Below are 16776 nucleotides of genomic sequence, written 5' to 3'. Positions count from 1 at the left end.
GATTCCTCGACATGTCCTGAATGCACTTCATCCGGGGAAGCCGCATCCGCGCTGCCTCCCCTGCCCCAACCCGATCAGCCAATCAAGCCGCTCAGCCCTCGCCAGACGCCAAACGACGCCAGATCGTTCAAAGTCACGAAGATCATCAGTCCCAGCAAAAGCGCGAGGCCCGACCGAAACGCCATTTCCTGAAAGCGTGGACTGACCGGCCTGCGCTGAATAGCTTCTATTCCGTAGAAGAACAAATGACCCCCGTCGAGCATGGGAATTGGCAAGAGATTGATGAACCCCAAGTTAATGGAGACCAGCGCAACGAAGGCAATCAGCGCCTCCGGCCCCAATGCCGCCTGCTCGCCGGAAATCTGCGCGATCTTAAGCGGCCCGCCCAGTTCATCGACTGAGCGTCGCCCGGTGACGATGTCGGCGAGGCCGCTCGCCATCATGCCGATCAGCTCGCCCGTGCGGCGCACGCCGACCCAGGGCGCCTCGAGCAACCCGACAGGGCGCGAAACCGATTCAAGGCTACGCACGCCGAGCGCGCCATAACGGAACTCGTTGCCGAATCGATCGACTTGAACGACCTCGCCGATCTTCACCGGAATCTGGCGCGCTGCCCCGCCACGCTCGACGGTGAGAGTGACCTCCTCGCCGGGCAGCTTGGTCACGATGATCTGGCGCAGCTCGCCAAACAGCTCCACCGGCTTGCCATCCACGCCGCGAATCTTGTCCCCGGACAGGATGCCGGCGCGGTCCGCCGCGGAATTGGCTTCCACCGCCGTCACGTCGGCCGGGGTGACATTCTCGCCATAGGCATAAGCAAAGCCGCCCAGAATGATCGCGGCGAACAGCAGATTGATAAGCGGCCCGGCCAGCACGATCAGCGCGCGCTTGCCGACCGACTTGGACTGGAAGGTGCGGTTGCGCTCATCCGGCGGCAGTTGCAGCCAGCTCGGGTCGGACTGGCTGGCCGCGTTCATGTCTCCGGCGAACTTGACGTAGCCGCCGAGCGGCAGCGCAGCGACGCGCCAGCGCGTGCCGCGCTTGTCATGCCAGGCGAAGACTTCCTTGCCGAAGCCGATGGAAAAGGTCTCGGCATGAACGCCGAACCAGCGGCCGACGAGATAATGTCCCAGCTCATGAACGAACACGAGCGGGCCGATGACCAGCAGGAACGCAAGAATTGTGAAGAAGAAACCGGGGTTATCGGTCAATTGATGAGCTCCGCCGTCAGCCGCTCGGCCATTGCACGCGCCGACCTGTCGATGGCCTGAACATCCTCGAGCGTGGCGATGCGGCCTGCATCGCTGCGGGCTAGCACGTCTTCGACGATCCGGCCAATATCAAGAAAGCCGATCCGCCCATCGAGGAACGCCCCGACGGCGATCTCATTCGCGGCATTGAGGACGGCAGGTGCGCCGCCGCCTGCCTGAATCGCCTCGCGCGCAAGGCGCAGCGCGGGGAAGCGCTCCTCATCGGGCGCCTCGAAATCGAGCCGGCCGAGTGTGGCCAGATCGAGCGGTTCGCAGGGCGTCTCCATGCGCTGCGGCCAGGCCAGCGCGCTGGCGATGGGGATGCGCATATCCGGGCAACCGAGCTGCGCAATCGTCGAGCGATCGCGATATTCGACCATCGAATGGATGACCGATTGCGGGTGAACGAGGATCGAGAAGCGCTCTAGCCCGATGGGGAAGAGGTGGTAGGCCTCGATCAGCTCCAGCCCCTTGTTCATCATCGTCGCGCTGTCGATGCTGATCTTGCGGCCCATCGACCAGTTGGGATGCTTGACGGCCTGCGCCGGCGTCACCGCGCGCATGGCCTCGCGGCCGAGTGTGCGGAACGGCCCGCCGCTGGCGGTGAGCGTGATCTTGCGCACGGCGTCGAGGCCGCCGCTTGCGAGGCACTGGAAGATCGCGTTGTGCTCGCTGTCCACCGGCAGCAGCGCGGCGCCACTGCGGGCGACCGCTGCCATCATGACGTCACCGGCCGAAACCAGCGCCTCCTTGTTAGCCAGCGCCACCGTCTTGCCCCCGGCGACCGCCGCGAGCGTGGGAGCCAGTCCCGCGCAGCCGACGATGGCGGCCATCGTCCAGTCTGCGCCCATTTGCGCCGCCTCGATCAGTGCCTCGCTGCCAGCGGCGACCTCGATGCCGCTACCGGCCAGCGCAGCCTTGAGCGCCCCATAGCGGCTCTCATTGGCGATGACGGCGCGGCGGGCGCTGTGCGTGACGGCGATCGCGGCGAGCTTGTCGACATCATCCCCGGCCGTCACGGCCAGAACCTCGAACGCCTCCGGCTCGCGCGCAATGAGATCGAGCGTGGAGGTGCCAACCGACCCGGTCGCGCCGAAGACGGAAACGGTGCGCGGCGCGATCATCCCAGCATTCCTCCTGCGCTGGCCAGAGAAGCCAGAATGGCGGCCAGCAGCAGGCCATCCACCCGGTCGAACATGCCGCCATGGCCGGGAATGAGATTGCCGCTATCCTTTACGCCCGCTCGGCGCTTCATCCAGCTCTCGAAAAAATCGCCGACCTGGGCCACCACCGCGATGGCCGCGCCGAGCAGGGCGCTGACCAGCACGAAACCGGGTTGAAGGCTCACACTGGCGACAATCGCCACCAGCAGCGCGGAGGCCGCCATGCCGCCGCCCAGACCAGCCCAGGTCTTGGACGGACTGATGGCTGGCGCGATTTTCGGTCCACCGATGGTCCGCCCGGCGAAATAGGCGCCCACATCCGTCGCGATGACGACGCCGATCAGCAGCCAGCGCGTCGCCGCGCCGAGAGACAGCAGCGCTAGCGCCGCGCCGCCAATATAGATCAACCCGAAGAGCAGCCAGAGTATCCGGGCGAGCGTGCCATCGGGAAAGCGCCGAACGAGGCCGCGCCATTCCCAGAAGACGAGCGCGCTCACCAGCGCCACCAGCAGGATCAGCACCGCGCCATCGGCCCATAGCGCGAGCCCGGCGCCGACCAGCAGCACGATCGCCGAGCCGGTGCGAACCGCCAGATCGGAACGAGGCGCGCGTTCCGCCATCATCGGCCTCCATACCGGCGTTCACGGCAGGCGTAGCTTTCCACCGCCGCTGCCAGCGCCGCCTCGTCGAAGTCCGGCCACAGCGTCTCGGTGAAATATAGTTCGGCATAAGCCGCCTGCCAGAGCAGGAAGTTGGAGAGGCGCACTTCGCCAGACGTGCGGATCAACAGATCGAGCGGCGGCAGATCGGCGGTGTCGAGCTGTGCCGCGATCAGGTCCGGCGTGATCGCCTCTGGCGCCAGCGTGCCGGCCTGCACCTGCTGGGCAAGAGCGCGCATGGCGCGAGCCAGTTCGTCCTGCGACCCATAATTGAGCGCCACCACCAGCGTGGACGCAGTGTTTCCGGCGGTGCGCGCTACGGCCGCATCGACCATGGCCGCCGCTTCCGGCTCGAAGGCATGGTGATTGCCGATGATCTTCAGCCGGATGCCAGCCTCGTGCAGATCGTCCACTTCCGAGCGGAGAAACTGCTTCATCAGGCCGGTCAGGTCGGCAATTTCATCCTCGGGCCGCTTCCAGTTTTCAGACGAGAAGGCGTAGAGCGTCACGCATTCGATGCCGAGCTTGGATGCAGCCCGCAGGGTACGACGCACGGCCTCGGCGCCGGCGCGATGACCCGCGACGCGCGGCAAGCGGCGCGCCTTCGCCCAGCGGCCATTGCCATCCATGATGATCGCGACATGGCGCGGCACCGCCCTTTCCCCGCCGGTCTGGGCGGGGGTCGGCGCGGCCTTGCGCGTCATCCTGGACCTCAAAAGGCTCATAAATGGCCCTGGCCTCTCCCTCGGCAGTCGAAGGACGGATTATTTGCCAAGGATTTCCTTTTCCTTCGCCTGCGCTGCCGCATCGATATCCGCTATGGTCGAATCGGTGAGCTTCTGCACGTCGGCTTCGGCGCGCTTGCGCTCGTCCTCGCTGATTTCGCCCTTCTTCTCGTCAGTCTTCAGATTGTCCATGCCATCGCGGCGGACGTTGCGGGCGGCGACGCGCGCCTTCTCGGCATATTGGCCGGCCAGCTTGGCGAGTTCCTTGCGGCGCTCTTCGGTCAGGTCTGGAATCGGCAGGCGGACATTCTGCCCGTCGACAATCGGGTTGAGGCCAAGGCCCGCCGAGCGGATCGCCTTGTCCACCGGGCCGACATTGGACTTGTCCCACACCTGCACGGAGAGCAGGCGCGGTTCCGGCGCGGAGACGGTCGCGACCTGGTTAAGCGGCATCTTGGCGCCGTACACCTCTACGGTGATGGGATCGAGCAGGCCCACATTGGCCCGGCCCGTGCGCAGCCCGTTCAGATCGTGCTGGAGCGCGTCGACGGCGCCTGCCATGCGGCGCTCCAGATCAGCCTTGTCATATTTTGCCATCTTGCCTCTCCGATGAACCTAGCGACCGCTGTCGACCAGGGTCGAAACACCCTCGCCGCGCAGCACGCGGGCAAGGTTGCCCTGCTCGCGAATGTTGAACACGATGATGGGAATGGCGTTATCGCGGCACAGCGCCACGGCGCTGGCATCCATCACCTTGAGATTTTGTGTGAGCACCTGATCGTAACTCACGCGATCGAAACGCTTTGCGGAGTCGACGAGCTTGGGGTCGGCATCATAAACGCCATCGACCGACGTGCCCTTGTAGAGCGCGTCGCAGCTCATTTCGGCCGCCCGTAGCGCCGCGCCGCTATCCGTCGTGAAATAGGGATTGCCCGTGCCGGCGGCGAAGATCACCACCCGGCCCTTCTCCAGATGCCGCTGAGCGCGGCGACGGATATAGGGTTCGCAAACGCTGGCCATGGGGATAGCGGACTGCACGCGCGTCGCGACGCCCAGATGCTCCAGCGCATCCTGCATGGCGAGGGCGTTCATCACGGTCGCCAGCATGCCCATATAATCGGCATTGGCGCGGTCCATGCCCTGCGCTGCGCCAGCCATGCCGCGGAAGATGTTGCCGCCCCCGATCACCAGACAGATCTCGAAGCCGAATTCCTTGGCTTCCTTCACTTCCCCGGCCACGCGCGCGACAGTGCCCGGATCGATGCCGAAGCTCTGAGCCCCCATCGCGGCCTCGCCCGAGAGCTTGATGAGAATGCGCTTGGGGGCGGTCGTGGTCATGAATGCCTAACAAATTCCAGAGACGGGAGCGGCGCGGACCTTAGTAAGCCCGCGCCGCCATGCCAAGCACCGAGCGCGCCCGGTGCGTAATAAATGAAGGAAAGGATCAGGCGCCGACGGCGGCTGCGACTTCTGCCGCAAAATCCTTCTCTTCTTTCTCGATGCCTTCGCCGAGCTGGAAGCGCACATAGTCCTTGAGGACGATGGTCGTGCCGGCATCCTTCGCGGCCTTGGCCACGACGTCCGCGATCGGCGTCTTGTTGTCCATCACGAAGATCTGCGAGAGCAGCGCCTGCTCCTTGGCGAACTTCGCCACGGCGCCGTCGACCATCTTGGCGACGATGTCGGCGGGCTTGCCCGACTCGGCAGCCTTCTCCGCCGCGATCTTGCGCTCGCGGTCGAGGATTTCGGACGGAATGTCCTCAGCCTTGAGCGCGACCGGGAAAGCCGCCGCGATGTGCATGGCGATCTGCTTGCCGAGCGGGGCGAGCACGTCGGCACCGGCCGGGCTTTCCAGCGCGACGAGCACGCCGATCTTGCCGAGCGAGGGCGCCACGGCGTTGTGCATGTAATCGATGACCAGCCCCTGATCGACCGACACAGCCTTCACGCGACGCAGCTGCTGGTTTTCGCCGATGGTGGCGACATTGGTCACCAGCGCATCGTTGATCGTGCCACCGGCCGGGTGCGGCGCGGCCAGCAGGGCCTCGGCATCGCCGATGGCGTTCTTGAGCGCCACGTCGCCGGCCGTGCGGACAAAGCCCTGGAACTGATCGTTCTTGGCGACGAAGTCCGTCTCGCTGTTCACTTCGACGGCAACGCCGCGCGTGCCATCGACAGCCACGACCACCAGGCCCTCGGCTGCGGTGCGGCTCGACTTCTTCTGCGCGGCGGCAAGGCCCTTGGCGCGCAGCCAGTCGACTGCGGCTTCCACGTCACCATTGGTTTCGGCAAGCGCCTTCTTGCAGTCCATCATGCCAGCGCCCGAGCGCTCGCGCAGTTCCTTGACGGCGGCTGCGGTAATCTCTGCCATGTCTCTTGTTCCTCAAATCTCGAATTCAATATTGCCAGATGTCAGGCGGGCGCCAGGATCGTTCCCGATCCGGCGCCCTGCCCGCACATTTTTGCGTGCGTTTGACGGCGCCGATCAGACCTGCGCGAGCGCTTCCTCAGCCGGCGGCTCGTCCATGGCGCCAAGGTCCATGCCAGATGCCGCGGCGGCGTTCTGGTTGCCGCGGGTCGCAGCCTGGGCCAGAGCCTCGCAATAGAGGCGGATGGCGCGGCTGGCGTCGTCATTGGCCGGAACCGGGAAGGCGATGCCCGACGGATCGACGTTCGAGTCGAGAACCGCGACCACCGGAATACCCAGCGTGTTGGCTTCCTTGATCGCCAGCTCTTCCTTGTTGACGTCGATGACGAACATCACGTCCGGAATGCCGCCCATGTCGCGGATGCCGCCGAGCGACAACTCGAGCTTGTCGCGCTCGCGCGTCATCTGGAGCACTTCCTTCTTGGTGAGGCCGTGGGTGTCACCCGACAGCTTCTCCTCAAGCGTCTTGAGGCGCTTGATCGAGCCGGAAATGGTCTTCCAGTTGGTGAGCATGCCGCCCAGCCAGCGGTGATTGACGAAGTGCTGACCCGAACGACGGGCGGCCTCGGCAATCGGCTCCTGCGCCTGGCGCTTGGTGCCGACGAACAGCACCTTGCCGCCAGCGGCGACCGTCGCGGACACGAAGTCCAACGCGCGGGCGAAGAGGGGAACGGTCTGCGAGAGATCGAGAATGTGGATGCCGTTCCGCTCGCCGAAGATGTACGGCTTCATGCGGGGATTCCAGCGGTGCGTCTGGTGGCCGAAGTGCGCGCCGGCCTCGATCAATTGGTGCAGGGTGACGACGGGTGCCGCCATAATATATCTCCTTCCGGTTGAGCCTCTGGGATTCAGTGACCGCGAAGCGGCACCGGTATGTGGCGAATCCCATGTGGGTTAGACGCGCGCCCTTAGACCAAGCCCGACAGGAGCACAAGCCTGCACATCCCGCTTGACAGGCGGCGAGAACAAGAACAAATAGAGAACATCAAGCCATGGCGATGCTGTGGACACAGGAAAGGGACGACGATGTTCTATATTCTGGGATATGCCTTGTTTGCGGTTGCGGCGACTTTGGCGGCGACGATCATGGTCCATGAACTGCGGCTGCGCCATGGCGCGATGATGCGCGCTCTGCGGACGCTGGATCTGGAAGGTTGGACGCCCGAGCGGGCCGGGCAGCGGCAGACGGCACAGCCCGTCGCCGCGACGGGCCTCAGCCTTGCGATAGCGATGCAGCCACGAGCCGCCGCTTAACCCGAGCGTAGCTGACCAGCCCGACCGGCAGCAGCGCGATGTACGCCAGCGACAGCAGTAGCAAAGCGTGCCACGGGGCAACCATCAAGCTCGCGGCGAAGATGCCGGCCAGCAGAATGGCGAACAGGCGCCAGGCCGGCGGCACGCGGAGCCCCTTCCAGCCCAGCGTCGGCAGGCTGGAGATCATCAGGAACGCCGAAATGACGATCCACGGGGCGACAAGCCGCCAGTCGCGGAACACGTCCAATCCGGTGATGAACCAGGCATAGAGCGGCAGCAGGGCGATGCCGGCGCCCGCCGGGGCAGGTACGCCAGTGAGAAATCCCGCAGCCTTGCGCGGCTGATCGATGACATCGAGGCTGGCATTGAAGCGCGCGAGGCGCAGCGCGCAACTGAGCGCCAGCACCAGCGCGACGATCCAGCCAAAGCGGGGCATGGACTGCAGCGACCAGAGATAGACGAGAAGCGCTGGCGAGACGCCGAAGGCAATCGCATCCGAGAGCGAATCGAGTTCCGCGCCGAAGCGGCTGTCCGCCCGCAGCAGGCGCGCGACACGTCCGTCGACCCCATCGAGCACGCCGGCAAAGATGATCGCCGCGACGGCAAGCTGCCATTCACCGGAAATGCCATAGCGAATGGCGGTGAGACCAAAGCAGAGCGCCATCGCCGTAATGGCGTTCGGTGCAACCTGACGCAGCGTGATGCCGCGGCTCATCCGGGCGATGGGACGCGGTCGCGCCATTATATCAAATCCGAAACAGGCGCGGGGCCGCCAATGGGCGCGCCAAGCGAGCGAGGCCTCATTGCAGCACAGCCGTGGCGGACTGGTTCTCGCCCAGATGCGCCAGGATCGTTTCGCCGGCGACGGTATGCGTGCCAAGCGCGACCTGCGGCGCCGTGCCGGCAGGGAGATAGACGTCCACGCGGCTGCCGAAGCGGATCAACCCGACGCGCTGGCCTGCCGCGACGATATCGCCGCGCTTGACGAAAGGAACGATCCGCCGCGCGACCAGCCCAGCGATCTGCGTGAAGCCCACCCGCACGCCATCGCTGCGCTCGACCAGAATGTGCTGGCGCTCATTGTCTTCGCTGGCCTTGTCCAGGTCCGCATTGACGAACTTGCCACTGATATAGACGACATCCTTGATGGTGCCGCTGATCGGGGTGCGATTGATGTGGACGTCGAACACGCTCATGAAGATAGAAACCCGTGTCATGGGTTCGGTTCCAAGCTTGTCTGGTCCGAGCATCTCCGGCGGGGGCGGAACGACCTGAATCAGGGTCACCAGGCCATCCGCCGGCGCGATGATCGCGCGCTCATCCTGCGGCACGGCGCGGATGGGATCACGGAAGAAGGCGAACACCCAAAGCGTCACGCCGACCATCAGCCAGGCCAGGATCGACCAGCCCATCAAGGCAAAAATGAGGGTAATCGCAGCGGCAATCGCCCCAAAGCGCCGCCCCTCCGGGTGAACCGATGGAAAACTCCACTTGACGCTTGTCCGTGAAGGCGCGACCGGCTGCGTGCCCGAAAATTCTGTTGTCATGGGCTCTGTTTAGGGTGAGCCGCCGCCCGGCACAATCCCCGCCGGCCCAAACAGGCCTGCCACGCGGCATAAATCGCCCGACATCAGCCTCTCATGCGTGGCTAGGGCAGTTGATCATCGCCGCGACCTTCCCTAGAGGCATGCTGAAAGGCCCTGCCGCGCGCGTTCGCGGCGGCCCCAGCGACATCGAACAGGGAACATGGCACGCATGAGCAAGATCAAGGTGAAAAATCCGATCGTCGAGATCGACGGCGATGAGATGACCCGGATCATCTGGGAATGGATCCGCGAGCGGCTCATCAAGCCTTATGTCGACGTCGACCTTCACTATTATGATCTCAGCGTCGAAGAGCGTGACCGCACCAACGACCAGATCACCATCGATTCCGCCGAGGCAATCAAGAAGTACGGCGTCGGCGTGAAGTGCGCCACGATCACGCCGGACGAGGCGCGCGTCGAGGAGTTCAAACTCAAACAGATGTGGAAGTCGCCGAACGGCACGATCCGCAACATTCTGGGCGGCGTCGTGTTCCGCGAGCCGATCGTCATCAAGAACGTGCCCCGCCTGGTGCCCGGTTGGACCGACCCGATCGTGATCGGCCGTCATGCCTTTGGCGATCAATATCGCGCCACCGACTTCCTCGTGCCCGGTCCCGGCAAGCTGCGTCTGGTGTTCGAAGGCGACGATGGCAAGGTGATCGACCGTGAAGTCTTCCAGTTCCCCGGCTCGGGCGTCGCCATGTCGATGTACAATCTCGACCAGTCGATCATCGATTTCGCCCGCGCATCCATGAACTATGCGCTCGACCGCAAGTGGCCGCTGTACCTCTCCACCAAGAATACGATCATCAAGGCCTATGACGGCCGTTTCAAGGATCTGTTCCAGGACGTTTTCGACCGTGAATTCAAGGACAAGTACGCGGCTGCTGGCATCGAATATCAGCACCGCCTGATCGACGACATGGTCGCGGCCGCACTCAAGTGGAGCGGCAAGTTCGTATGGGCGTGCAAGAATTATGACGGCGACGTCCAGTCGGACACCGTGGCGCAAGGCTTCGGTTCGCTCGGCCTGATGACCTCCGTCCTCATGTCGCCCGACGGCAAGACGGTCGAGGCCGAAGCCGCGCATGGCACCGTGACCCGTCACTATCGTCAGCACCAGCAGGGCAAGGCGACCTCGACCAACCCGATCGCCTCGATCTTCGCGTGGACCGGTGGCCTCAAGTTCCGCGGCAAGTTCGACGAGACGCCGGACGTCGTCCGCTTTGCCGAGACGCTGGAGCGCGTCTGCGTGCAGACGGTGGAAAATGGCGAAATGACCAAGGACCTCGCGATCCTCATCGGGCCGAATCAGGCCTGGATGACCACCGAGCAGTTCTTCGAGGCGATCCGCCGGAACCTCGAAGCTGAAATGAGCAACTGGTCCTAAGGACCTGAAGGGGGCGCTTCGATGGGGTCAACCACGCTCGAAGCGCCCTCCTCCCTCCCTGCGGTACGCCCGCACCCTGGCCTCCCGCCCACTCGCCCGAGCGGACTGATCCGATGATCCACGGCACGTTCGGCAGCCAGACCTTCAACGAGGCGCTGGTCATTCTCGGCGCGGCAGGCCTCGTGATCCCCGCCTTCGCGCGCTTCCGCATCAGCCCGATCATCGGCTTCATTCTCGTCGGCCTGCTGGTTGGCCCCTTCGGCCTCGGCCGGTTCGTCAGCGCTTATCCGGCGCTCGCCCATGTGACGATCTCGCGGGAATCGGCGATCACCGCCTTTGCCGAACTCGGCATCGTCATGCTGCTCTTCTCCATCGGCCTGGAACTGTCGTTCAAACGCCTGTGGTCGATGCGCAAATTCGTCTTCGGCATCGGTGCGGCGGAACTGCTCGGCAGCGCCACGCTGATCGGTGGCGGGATGCTGCTGCTGGGCAGCAGCCTGTATGCCGCCATCGGCCTGGGCCTCGCTCTCTCCCTCTCCTCGACGGCGCTGGTCATGCCGATTGCCGGCACCCATTCGGCGGTCGGCAAATCCGCGTTCGGCATGTTGCTCTTTGAGGATTTGGCGCTTGTGCCGATCGTCTTCGCGCTTGGTGCCATGGCGCCCAATGTCGCGGACGATGGCTGGGAAAATCTTGCTACCGTCCTGCTGACCGGCGGTCTCGCCGTCCTCGCCTTGCTGATCGGCGGGCGCTTCATGCTCCCCCGCCTCTTCGCACAGGCGGCGCGGGCCAAGCGACCCGAAGTCTTTCTGGCGGCAAGCCTGCTTGTGGTAATGGTCTCCAGCCTGCTCACCACCGCTGCCGGTCTCTCGCCCATCGTCGGCGCGCTGGTCGCGGGCATTCTGATCGCGGAAACCGACTATCACGGCCAGGTCGAGGGCATGACCGAGCCGTTCAAGGGCCTGGCACTGGGCGTCTTCCTGATCACCGTGGGCATGGCGATCGATCCGGTCGCCCTGGTCGCGCAATGGGATGGGTTGCTGCTCGCGATCACCGGCGTGGTTCTCGCGAAGGTGGCGGTGACCAGCCTGCTGCTGCTGCTTGCGGGCGCGCGGCGTGGGGTGGCGCTGGAAACCGGCATCCTGATGGGCAGCCCCTCGGAAACGACACTCATCGTGCTGGCGAGCGCCGTGACGGCCAATCTCATCAGCCCCGGCACGGCGGCGTTCTGGCAAATGGCCACCGCCATCGGCCTCACCCTCACCCCCATCCTCGCCAAATTCGGGCATCGCATGGCCCGGCGGGTCGAACGGGATGCGCTGGAGCCGGACAGCACCGACACTGACGACAATGCGCGCGCCGCCATCATCCTCGGCTTCGGCCGCGTTGGCCGCACCGTCGCGGATCTCCTGCGCGTGCATGAGGTGCCCTATGTGGCGGTGGAGAACGATATCGATATCGTCGCGCAGGCCCGGGCGGAGGGCTACACCGTCCAGTTCGGCGATGTGTCGCGCCCGGACACGCTCGATCGCCTGAGACTCGGGCGCGCGCAGGCGCTCATCATCACCATGGACGACCCGGTGCTGGCGATGCGCGTCACTAATCGCGTGCGGGGCTGGCTGGACGATCTGCCAATCATCGTGCGGGCGCGGGACACCACCCACGCCGCGCAACTCTATCGGGCCGGCGCAAGCGACGCGGTGCCGGAGACGCTGGAAAGCTCACTGCACCTGGCCGAGACCGCGCTGGTGGACCTCGGCCTGCCCATGGGGCCGGTAATCGCGTCCGTGCACCAAAAGCGCGAAGACCTGCAGAATGAGATCAAGGCGGCGGCGGAACTCGACGTCGCGCCGCGGCTGCGGAGCCGGCGGCTGGGGGAAGCGAACGGTCCTGCCTGAGCCCTACTCGCCGCTAGCGCGGCTCGTGCTCGGTTCCGCTGCCCGGGGTGATGAACAGCAGTTCCACCTCTCCGGCCGCATCCGCCGTGTGCCAGACATTGGCGGGGTTGATCGCATAGTCGCCGGCGGAGAGTGCAACATGGGTTTCCGTGCCATCGTCCGCGCGCTGCCGAAGCGTCACGGCGCCGGCGATGCAATAGACGATTTCTTCGCCGAGCGGATGCCGCTCCCACATCGACCAATTGCTGCTGAAACGATAGGCGCTGACCAGGCGGCCATCTGCGCCATCGCCGCCATGGCGGGCATCATAGGAGGCATACCATGCCGGATCGGAGGTCATGGCCGGCTGTGCCACGGCCTTGCCGCCCCGCGCGAGGTGTATGGGATAGGTAATGAGCGACTTCGGCGTCATGGATCGTCTCCCACACAGGAGCCGGCCGGACCGAGAGGTCTGCCCTCCCCCGTTCAGCGCCCCGTTAGCCCTGCGCGATGCGCGCCTTGATCGCCTCGATCGCCGCCGGTGCAGCCGAACCGTCCGGACCGCCACCCTGCGCCATATCCGGGCGACCGCCGCCACCCTGCCCGCCCAGCGCAGCCACGCCGAGACGAACCAGATCGACAGCGCTGAACGTGCCGGTCAGATCGTCGGTCACGCCGGCCGCGATGCTCGCGCGCCCGTCATTCACCGCGATGACGACGGCGATGCCGCTGGCAAGCCGGCCCTTGGCGTCATCCACCAGACCGCGCAGCCCCTTGGGGTCGAGCCCATCGAATTGCTGGGCGAGAACCTTGTAGCCATTGACGATCTCGGGCGCAGCCTCAGCCGAAGCGCCGCCGCCCGATGCGCCGGCCAGTGCGAGCGCCTTCTTGGCTTCGGCCAGCTCGCGCTCCAGCTTGCGGCTCTGTTCGGCCAGCGCGGCCACGCGGGCCGTTGCGTCCTCGGGCGTCGTCCGCAAGGTCGTGGCGATGGCGCGCAATTGCTCGTCGCGCTGCGTGAGCCACAGGCGCGCGGCCTCCCCGGTCAGCGCCTCGATCCGGCGGACACCGCTGGCAACCGCGCTTTCGCCCACGATCTTGAAGAGCGCGATGTCGCCCAGCGCGCGCACATGAGTGCCGCCGCACAGCTCGACCGAATAGGTGCCCTCGTCGCCCGTGCCCATGGAGAGCACGCGCACTTCGTCGCCATATTTCTCACCGAACAGAGCCATGGCGCCGGCAGCAATTGCGTCGTCCGGCGACATGAGGCGCGTGCTGACCTCGGCATTGCCGCGAATCTGCGCGTTCACATCGGCCTCGACCCGCGCGATCTGCGCCGGGGTGAGCGCCTCGGGATGCGAGAAGTCGAAGCGCAGCCGGTCTTCCGCGACGAGGCTGCCCTTCTGGGTCACATGCGGGCCGAGCGTCTTGCGGAGCGCGGCGTGCAACAGGTGCGTGGCGCTGTGATTGGCGCGCACGCGCGCGCGGCGGGCGGCATCGACCTCCATGTGGACGATATCGCCAATGGCGATTCGCCCGGCCTCGATGCTCGCCTGATGGGCGTGAAGACGGCCCAGGGGCTTGGCGGTGTCCGAGACGGTCGCAGACAGCCCATCTGACTTGCTGATCCGACCGGTATCGCCTGCCTGGCCGCCGCTCTCACCATAAAAGGGCGTCTGATTGGTGACGATGGTCACGCTCTCGCCGGCCTGCGCCTGCTCGACGCGAGCACCATCCCTGACCAGCGCGACGACGCGACCCTCACCGGCTTCGCTCAAATAGCCGGTGAACTCGGTCGAGCCCTCGCTCTCGGCAATATCGAACCAGACGTCTTCCGATGCCTTCTGGCCAGAGCCTTTCCAAGCGGCGCGCGCGGCGGCCTTTTGGGCAGCCATGGCCGCGTCGAAGCCGGAGCGGTCGACGGTGAGGCCCTGGGCGCGCAGCGCGTCTTCGGTCAGATCGTAAGGGAAGCCGTAGGTGTCATAGAGCTTGAACGCGGTGTCACCGGGCAGCGTCGCGCCTGTCGGCAGCCCGGCCACGGCTTCATCCAGCAGCTTGAGCCCCTTGTCGAGCGTCTGCCGGAAGCGGGTTTCCTCGCGCAGCAGCGTTTCCTCAATCAGCGGCTGGGCGCGGATCAATTCCGGGAAGGCCGCGCCCATTTCCGCGCTGAGACCGCCAACCAGGCGGTGCATCAGCGGCTCGGCGGCGCCCAGCAGATGCGCATGACGCATGGCGCGGCGCATGATCCGCCGCAGCACATAACCGCGCCCCTCATTGGCCGGCAGCACGCCATCGGCAATCAGGAAGCCCGCCGAACGCAAATGGTCGGCAATGACGCGGTGGCTGGCGGCCTGCTCGCCTTTTGCCGACGTCTTGGTCAGCGTGGCGGACAGATCGATCAGAGCCCGGAACTGGTCGGTATCGAAGACGCTATGCACGCCCTGAATGACCGTAGCCGCGCGTTCGAGGCCCATGCCGGTGTCGATGGAGGGACGTGGCAAATCGCCGACGATTTCGCCGCCCAGCTGCTCGAACTGCATGAAGACGAGATTCCAGATCTCGACGAACCGATCGCCATCTTCATCGGGCGAACCCGGAGGCCCACCGGGCACATCCGGACCATGATCGTAGAAGATCTCGGAACAGGGGCCGCATGGGCCATCATCGCCCATCGACCAGAAATTGTCTTTGGTCGCGATGCGGATGATGCGCTCGTCCGGAAGGCCGATCTTCTTCCAGTAACCGAAGGCCTCGTCATCGGTGTGATAGACCGTGACCAGCAGCCGGTCCTTGGGCAGGCCGAGTTCGCGCGTGACGAACGTCCACGCCAGCTCGATGGCGCGTTCCTTGAAATAATCGCCGAACGAGAAATTGCCGAGCATCTCGAAGAAGGTGAGGTGCCGCGCGGTGTAGCCGACATTATCGAGATCGTTGTGCTTGCCGCCCGCCCGCACGCACTTCTGCGAGGAGGTGGCCGTCTTGTAGGGACGACTCTCAAGTCCGGTGAACACATTCTTGAACGGCACCATGCCCGCGTTCACGAACATGAGCGTGGGATCGTTATTGGGCACGAGCGGCGCGGAAGGCACGATCTCATGACCATTGGCCCCGAAATAATCGAGGAACGCGCGGCGGATATCGTTGGTCGACGTCATGGACGAGCGATTAGGGGAAGCCGCAGCCGCCGACAAGCGGTGAGTGAACGGAAAATCGCGACCAAACTCCAATCGTCAGTCGCAAGCGCAGCTTCACGATCGCTCGAACTGCACAGCGCGCTACTCATGCGACGCCACCGCAGACGACGACCTGACCGTGCTTGTGCACGATCAGGCCGCCCGAAAAATCAATCCTCGCTTGCCTCGTCACTGTCCGGCCCGGTCATCATGCCCTCGGCCACAGCCTCGGTGCGCGCGCGGATGGTGCGCTCCAGCTTGTCCATCATTTCGGGATTTTCGCGCAGGAAGTTCTTGGCGTTCTCACGCCCCTGCCCGATCCGGACGGAATCATAGGAGAACCACGCACCCGACTTCTCGACCACGCCGGCCTTGACGCCCAGGTCCAGAATCTCGCCGACCTTGGAAATGCCTTCACCGTACATGATGTCGAACTCGACCTGCTTGAACGGCGGCGCGACCTTGTTCTTGACCACCTTCACGCGCGTGGCGTTGCCGACGATATCGTCACGATCCTTGATCTGGCCGGTCCGGCGAATGTCGAGACGAACAGAGGCGTAGAACTTCAGGGCATTGCCGCCCGTGGTCGTCTCCGGATTGCCGTACATCACGCCGATCTTCATGCGCAGCTGGTTGATGAAGATCACCATGCAGCGCGAGCGGCTGATCGAGCCGGTCAGCTTGCGCAGCGATTGCGACATGAGCCGCGCCTGCAGGCCGACATGGCTATCGCCCATCTCACCCTCGATCTCGGCGCGGGGCACCAGCGCGGCGACCGAATCGACCACCAGCACGTCGATGGCGTTGGAGCGCACCAGCGTATCGGTGATCTCCAGGGCCTGCTCGCCGGTATCCGGCTGCGAGACGATCAACTCATCGATGTTCACGCCCAGCTTGCGGGCATAGACTGGATCGAGCGCATGTTCGGCGTCGATAAACGCTGCCGTGCCGCCGATCTTCTGCGCCTCGGCGATCACATGGAGCGCCAGCGTGGTCTTGCCCGAGCTTTCCGGGCCATAGACCTCGATCACGCGACCGCGCGGCAGGCCGCCGACGCCAAGCGCGATATCAAGGCCCAGACTGCCTGTGGAAATCGCCTCGACCTGCATCGCCTCCTTGGAGCCCAGCTTCATCGCCGAGCCCTTGCCGAAGGCGCGATCGATCTGCGCCAGTGCTGCTTCGAGTGCTTTCTGCCGTTCCATGGTTCCCACGTTCTTCTCGCCGTCGATAAGCTTCAAGCTCGCCGTCATGTGCCTGCTCCCCATGGAAGTCAA

Annotated in this window: 16 protein-coding genes; 3 read left to right on the top strand and 13 right to left on the bottom strand. The window is 65.0% G+C overall.

Annotation, left to right across the window (positions count from 1 at the left end; all coding sequences use genetic code 11):
- Positions 1–74 precede the first annotated feature (74 nt).
- The 8 genes from M2336_RS11655 to rpsB all read right to left on the bottom strand — a co-directional run bounded on the left by M2336_RS11655 (position 75) and on the right by rpsB (position 7041).
- On the bottom strand, positions 75–1211 hold the full coding sequence (locus tag M2336_RS11655; protein WP_264570126.1) for a M50 family metallopeptidase: 1137 nt from the start codon (positions 1209–1211) through the stop codon (positions 75–77).
- Positions 1208–2374, bottom strand: coding sequence for a 1-deoxy-D-xylulose-5-phosphate reductoisomerase (locus tag M2336_RS11650; RefSeq protein ID WP_264572648.1), 1167 nt, complete (start codon positions 2372–2374; stop codon positions 1208–1210). The genes M2336_RS11655 and M2336_RS11650 overlap by 4 nt, the downstream gene beginning before the upstream one ends.
- Positions 2371–3036 (bottom strand): phosphatidate cytidylyltransferase, encoded by a 666-nt coding sequence (locus tag M2336_RS11645; RefSeq protein ID WP_264572647.1) that lies wholly within the window; start codon positions 3034–3036, stop codon positions 2371–2373. The genes M2336_RS11650 and M2336_RS11645 overlap by 4 nt, the downstream gene beginning before the upstream one ends.
- A complete protein-coding gene (locus M2336_RS11640; protein ID WP_264572646.1) occupies positions 3033–3776 on the bottom strand; it encodes an isoprenyl transferase in 744 nt (247 codons plus the stop codon). Before M2336_RS11640 ends, M2336_RS11645 begins: the two co-directional genes overlap by 4 nt.
- A 60-nt stretch (positions 3777–3836) precedes the next feature.
- Positions 3837–4394 carry a ribosome recycling factor gene (frr, locus tag M2336_RS11635; protein WP_264570122.1) on the bottom strand — a complete coding sequence of 186 codons (558 nt, stop codon included), beginning with the start codon at positions 4392–4394 and terminating at the stop codon, positions 3837–3839.
- Between the two features lie 18 nt (positions 4395–4412).
- Positions 4413–5135: a UMP kinase gene (gene pyrH / locus M2336_RS11630; protein ID WP_264570121.1), complete on the bottom strand. Its 723-nt coding sequence runs from the start codon at positions 5133–5135 to the stop codon at positions 4413–4415.
- A 106-nt stretch (positions 5136–5241) separates the two neighbouring features.
- Positions 5242–6168 carry a translation elongation factor Ts gene (tsf, locus tag M2336_RS11625; RefSeq protein ID WP_264570120.1) on the bottom strand — a complete coding sequence of 309 codons (927 nt, stop codon included), beginning with the start codon at positions 6166–6168 and terminating at the stop codon, positions 5242–5244.
- Positions 6169–6282: 114 nt separating this feature from the next.
- Positions 6283–7041, bottom strand: coding sequence for a 30S ribosomal protein S2 (gene rpsB / locus M2336_RS11620; RefSeq protein ID WP_264572645.1), 759 nt, complete (start codon positions 7039–7041; stop codon positions 6283–6285).
- Positions 7042–7251: 210 nt separating this feature from the next.
- Between rpsB and M2336_RS11615 the strand changes: the two genes are divergently transcribed.
- Positions 7252–7479 carry a hypothetical protein gene (locus tag M2336_RS11615; protein WP_264572644.1) on the top strand — a complete coding sequence of 76 codons (228 nt, stop codon included), beginning with the start codon at positions 7252–7254 and terminating at the stop codon, positions 7477–7479.
- On the opposite strand, the gene M2336_RS11610 is transcribed toward M2336_RS11615, so the two are convergent.
- Entirely contained in the window at positions 7439–8221 is a 783-nt protein-coding gene (locus M2336_RS11610) for a CDP-alcohol phosphatidyltransferase family protein (protein ID WP_181559452.1), read from the bottom strand. The genes M2336_RS11615 and M2336_RS11610 overlap by 41 nt on opposite strands.
- Positions 8222–8279: 58 nt before the next feature.
- Positions 8280–9026 carry a phosphatidylserine decarboxylase gene (locus tag M2336_RS11605; RefSeq protein ID WP_264570117.1) on the bottom strand — a complete coding sequence of 249 codons (747 nt, stop codon included), beginning with the start codon at positions 9024–9026 and terminating at the stop codon, positions 8280–8282.
- Between the two features lie 208 nt (positions 9027–9234).
- Between M2336_RS11605 and M2336_RS11600 the strand changes: the two genes are divergently transcribed.
- Together M2336_RS11600 and M2336_RS11595 are read left to right on the top strand one after the other, a co-directional pair.
- The gene (locus tag M2336_RS11600) at positions 9235–10455 is read left to right on the top strand and encodes an NADP-dependent isocitrate dehydrogenase (protein WP_264572643.1); all 1221 of its coding nucleotides are present in this window, start codon (positions 9235–9237) and stop codon (positions 10453–10455) included.
- Between the two features lie 113 nt (positions 10456–10568).
- Complete coding sequence (locus M2336_RS11595) at positions 10569–12353, top strand: cation:proton antiporter (RefSeq protein WP_264572642.1); 1785 nt, start codon at positions 10569–10571, stop codon at positions 12351–12353.
- Between the two features lie 13 nt (positions 12354–12366).
- On the opposite strand, the gene M2336_RS11590 is transcribed toward M2336_RS11595, so the two are convergent.
- The 3 genes from M2336_RS11590 to recA all read right to left on the bottom strand — a co-directional run bounded on the left by M2336_RS11590 (position 12367) and on the right by recA (position 16752).
- Positions 12367–12765 (bottom strand): cupin domain-containing protein, encoded by a 399-nt coding sequence (locus M2336_RS11590; protein ID WP_264572641.1) that lies wholly within the window; start codon positions 12763–12765, stop codon positions 12367–12369.
- A 64-nt stretch (positions 12766–12829) separates the two neighbouring features.
- Positions 12830–15484, bottom strand: a complete 2655-nt coding sequence (gene alaS, locus M2336_RS11585) for an alanine--tRNA ligase (RefSeq protein WP_264572640.1) — start codon at positions 15482–15484, stop codon at positions 12830–12832.
- Positions 15485–15672: 188 nt separating this feature from the next.
- Positions 15673–16752, bottom strand: coding sequence for a recombinase RecA (gene recA, locus M2336_RS11580; protein WP_319801641.1), 1080 nt, complete (start codon positions 16750–16752; stop codon positions 15673–15675).
- Positions 16753–16776 lie beyond the last annotated feature (24 nt).

This window comes from Sphingobium sp. B1D7B (assembly GCF_025961965.1).
In the GTDB taxonomy this organism is placed as follows: Bacteria; Pseudomonadota; Alphaproteobacteria; order Sphingomonadales; family Sphingomonadaceae; genus Sphingobium.
Note: the sequence above shows the minus strand (reverse complement) of the source record. Positions and strands in the feature narration are given on the sequence as shown.

What these genes read in the sequence shown, in the direction of transcription:
- M2336_RS11650 (WP_264572648.1), bottom strand. Translation starts at nt 2,374, where the DNA reads ATGATCGCGCCGCGCACCGTTTCCGTCTTCGGCGCGACCGGGTCGGTT.
- M2336_RS11645 (WP_264572647.1), bottom strand. Translation starts at nt 3,036, where the DNA reads ATGATGGCGGAACGCGCGCCTCGTTCCGATCTGGCGGTTCGCACCGGC.
- M2336_RS11640 (WP_264572646.1), bottom strand. Translation starts at nt 3,776, where the DNA reads ATGACGCGCAAGGCCGCGCCGACCCCCGCCCAGACCGGCGGGGAAAGG.
- frr (WP_264570122.1), bottom strand. Translation starts at nt 4,394, where the DNA reads ATGGCAAAATATGACAAGGCTGATCTGGAGCGCCGCATGGCAGGCGCC.
- pyrH (WP_264570121.1), bottom strand. Translation starts at nt 5,135, where the DNA reads ATGACCACGACCGCCCCCAAGCGCATTCTCATCAAGCTCTCGGGCGAG.
- tsf (WP_264570120.1), bottom strand. Translation starts at nt 6,168, where the DNA reads ATGGCAGAGATTACCGCAGCCGCCGTCAAGGAACTGCGCGAGCGCTCG.
- rpsB (WP_264572645.1), bottom strand. Translation starts at nt 7,041, where the DNA reads ATGGCGGCACCCGTCGTCACCCTGCACCAATTGATCGAGGCCGGCGCG.
- M2336_RS11615 (WP_264572644.1), top strand. Translation starts at nt 7,252, where the DNA reads ATGTTCTATATTCTGGGATATGCCTTGTTTGCGGTTGCGGCGACTTTG.
- M2336_RS11610 (WP_181559452.1), bottom strand. Translation starts at nt 8,221, where the DNA reads ATGGCGCGACCGCGTCCCATCGCCCGGATGAGCCGCGGCATCACGCTG.
- M2336_RS11605 (WP_264570117.1), bottom strand. Translation starts at nt 9,026, where the DNA reads ATGACAACAGAATTTTCGGGCACGCAGCCGGTCGCGCCTTCACGGACA.
- M2336_RS11600 (WP_264572643.1), top strand. Translation starts at nt 9,235, where the DNA reads ATGAGCAAGATCAAGGTGAAAAATCCGATCGTCGAGATCGACGGCGAT.
- M2336_RS11595 (WP_264572642.1), top strand. Translation starts at nt 10,569, where the DNA reads ATGATCCACGGCACGTTCGGCAGCCAGACCTTCAACGAGGCGCTGGTC.
- M2336_RS11590 (WP_264572641.1), bottom strand. Translation starts at nt 12,765, where the DNA reads ATGACGCCGAAGTCGCTCATTACCTATCCCATACACCTCGCGCGGGGC.
- alaS (WP_264572640.1), bottom strand. Translation starts at nt 15,484, where the DNA reads ATGACGTCGACCAACGATATCCGCCGCGCGTTCCTCGATTATTTCGGG.
- recA (WP_319801641.1), bottom strand. Translation starts at nt 16,752, where the DNA reads ATGACGGCGAGCTTGAAGCTTATCGACGGCGAGAAGAACGTGGGAACC.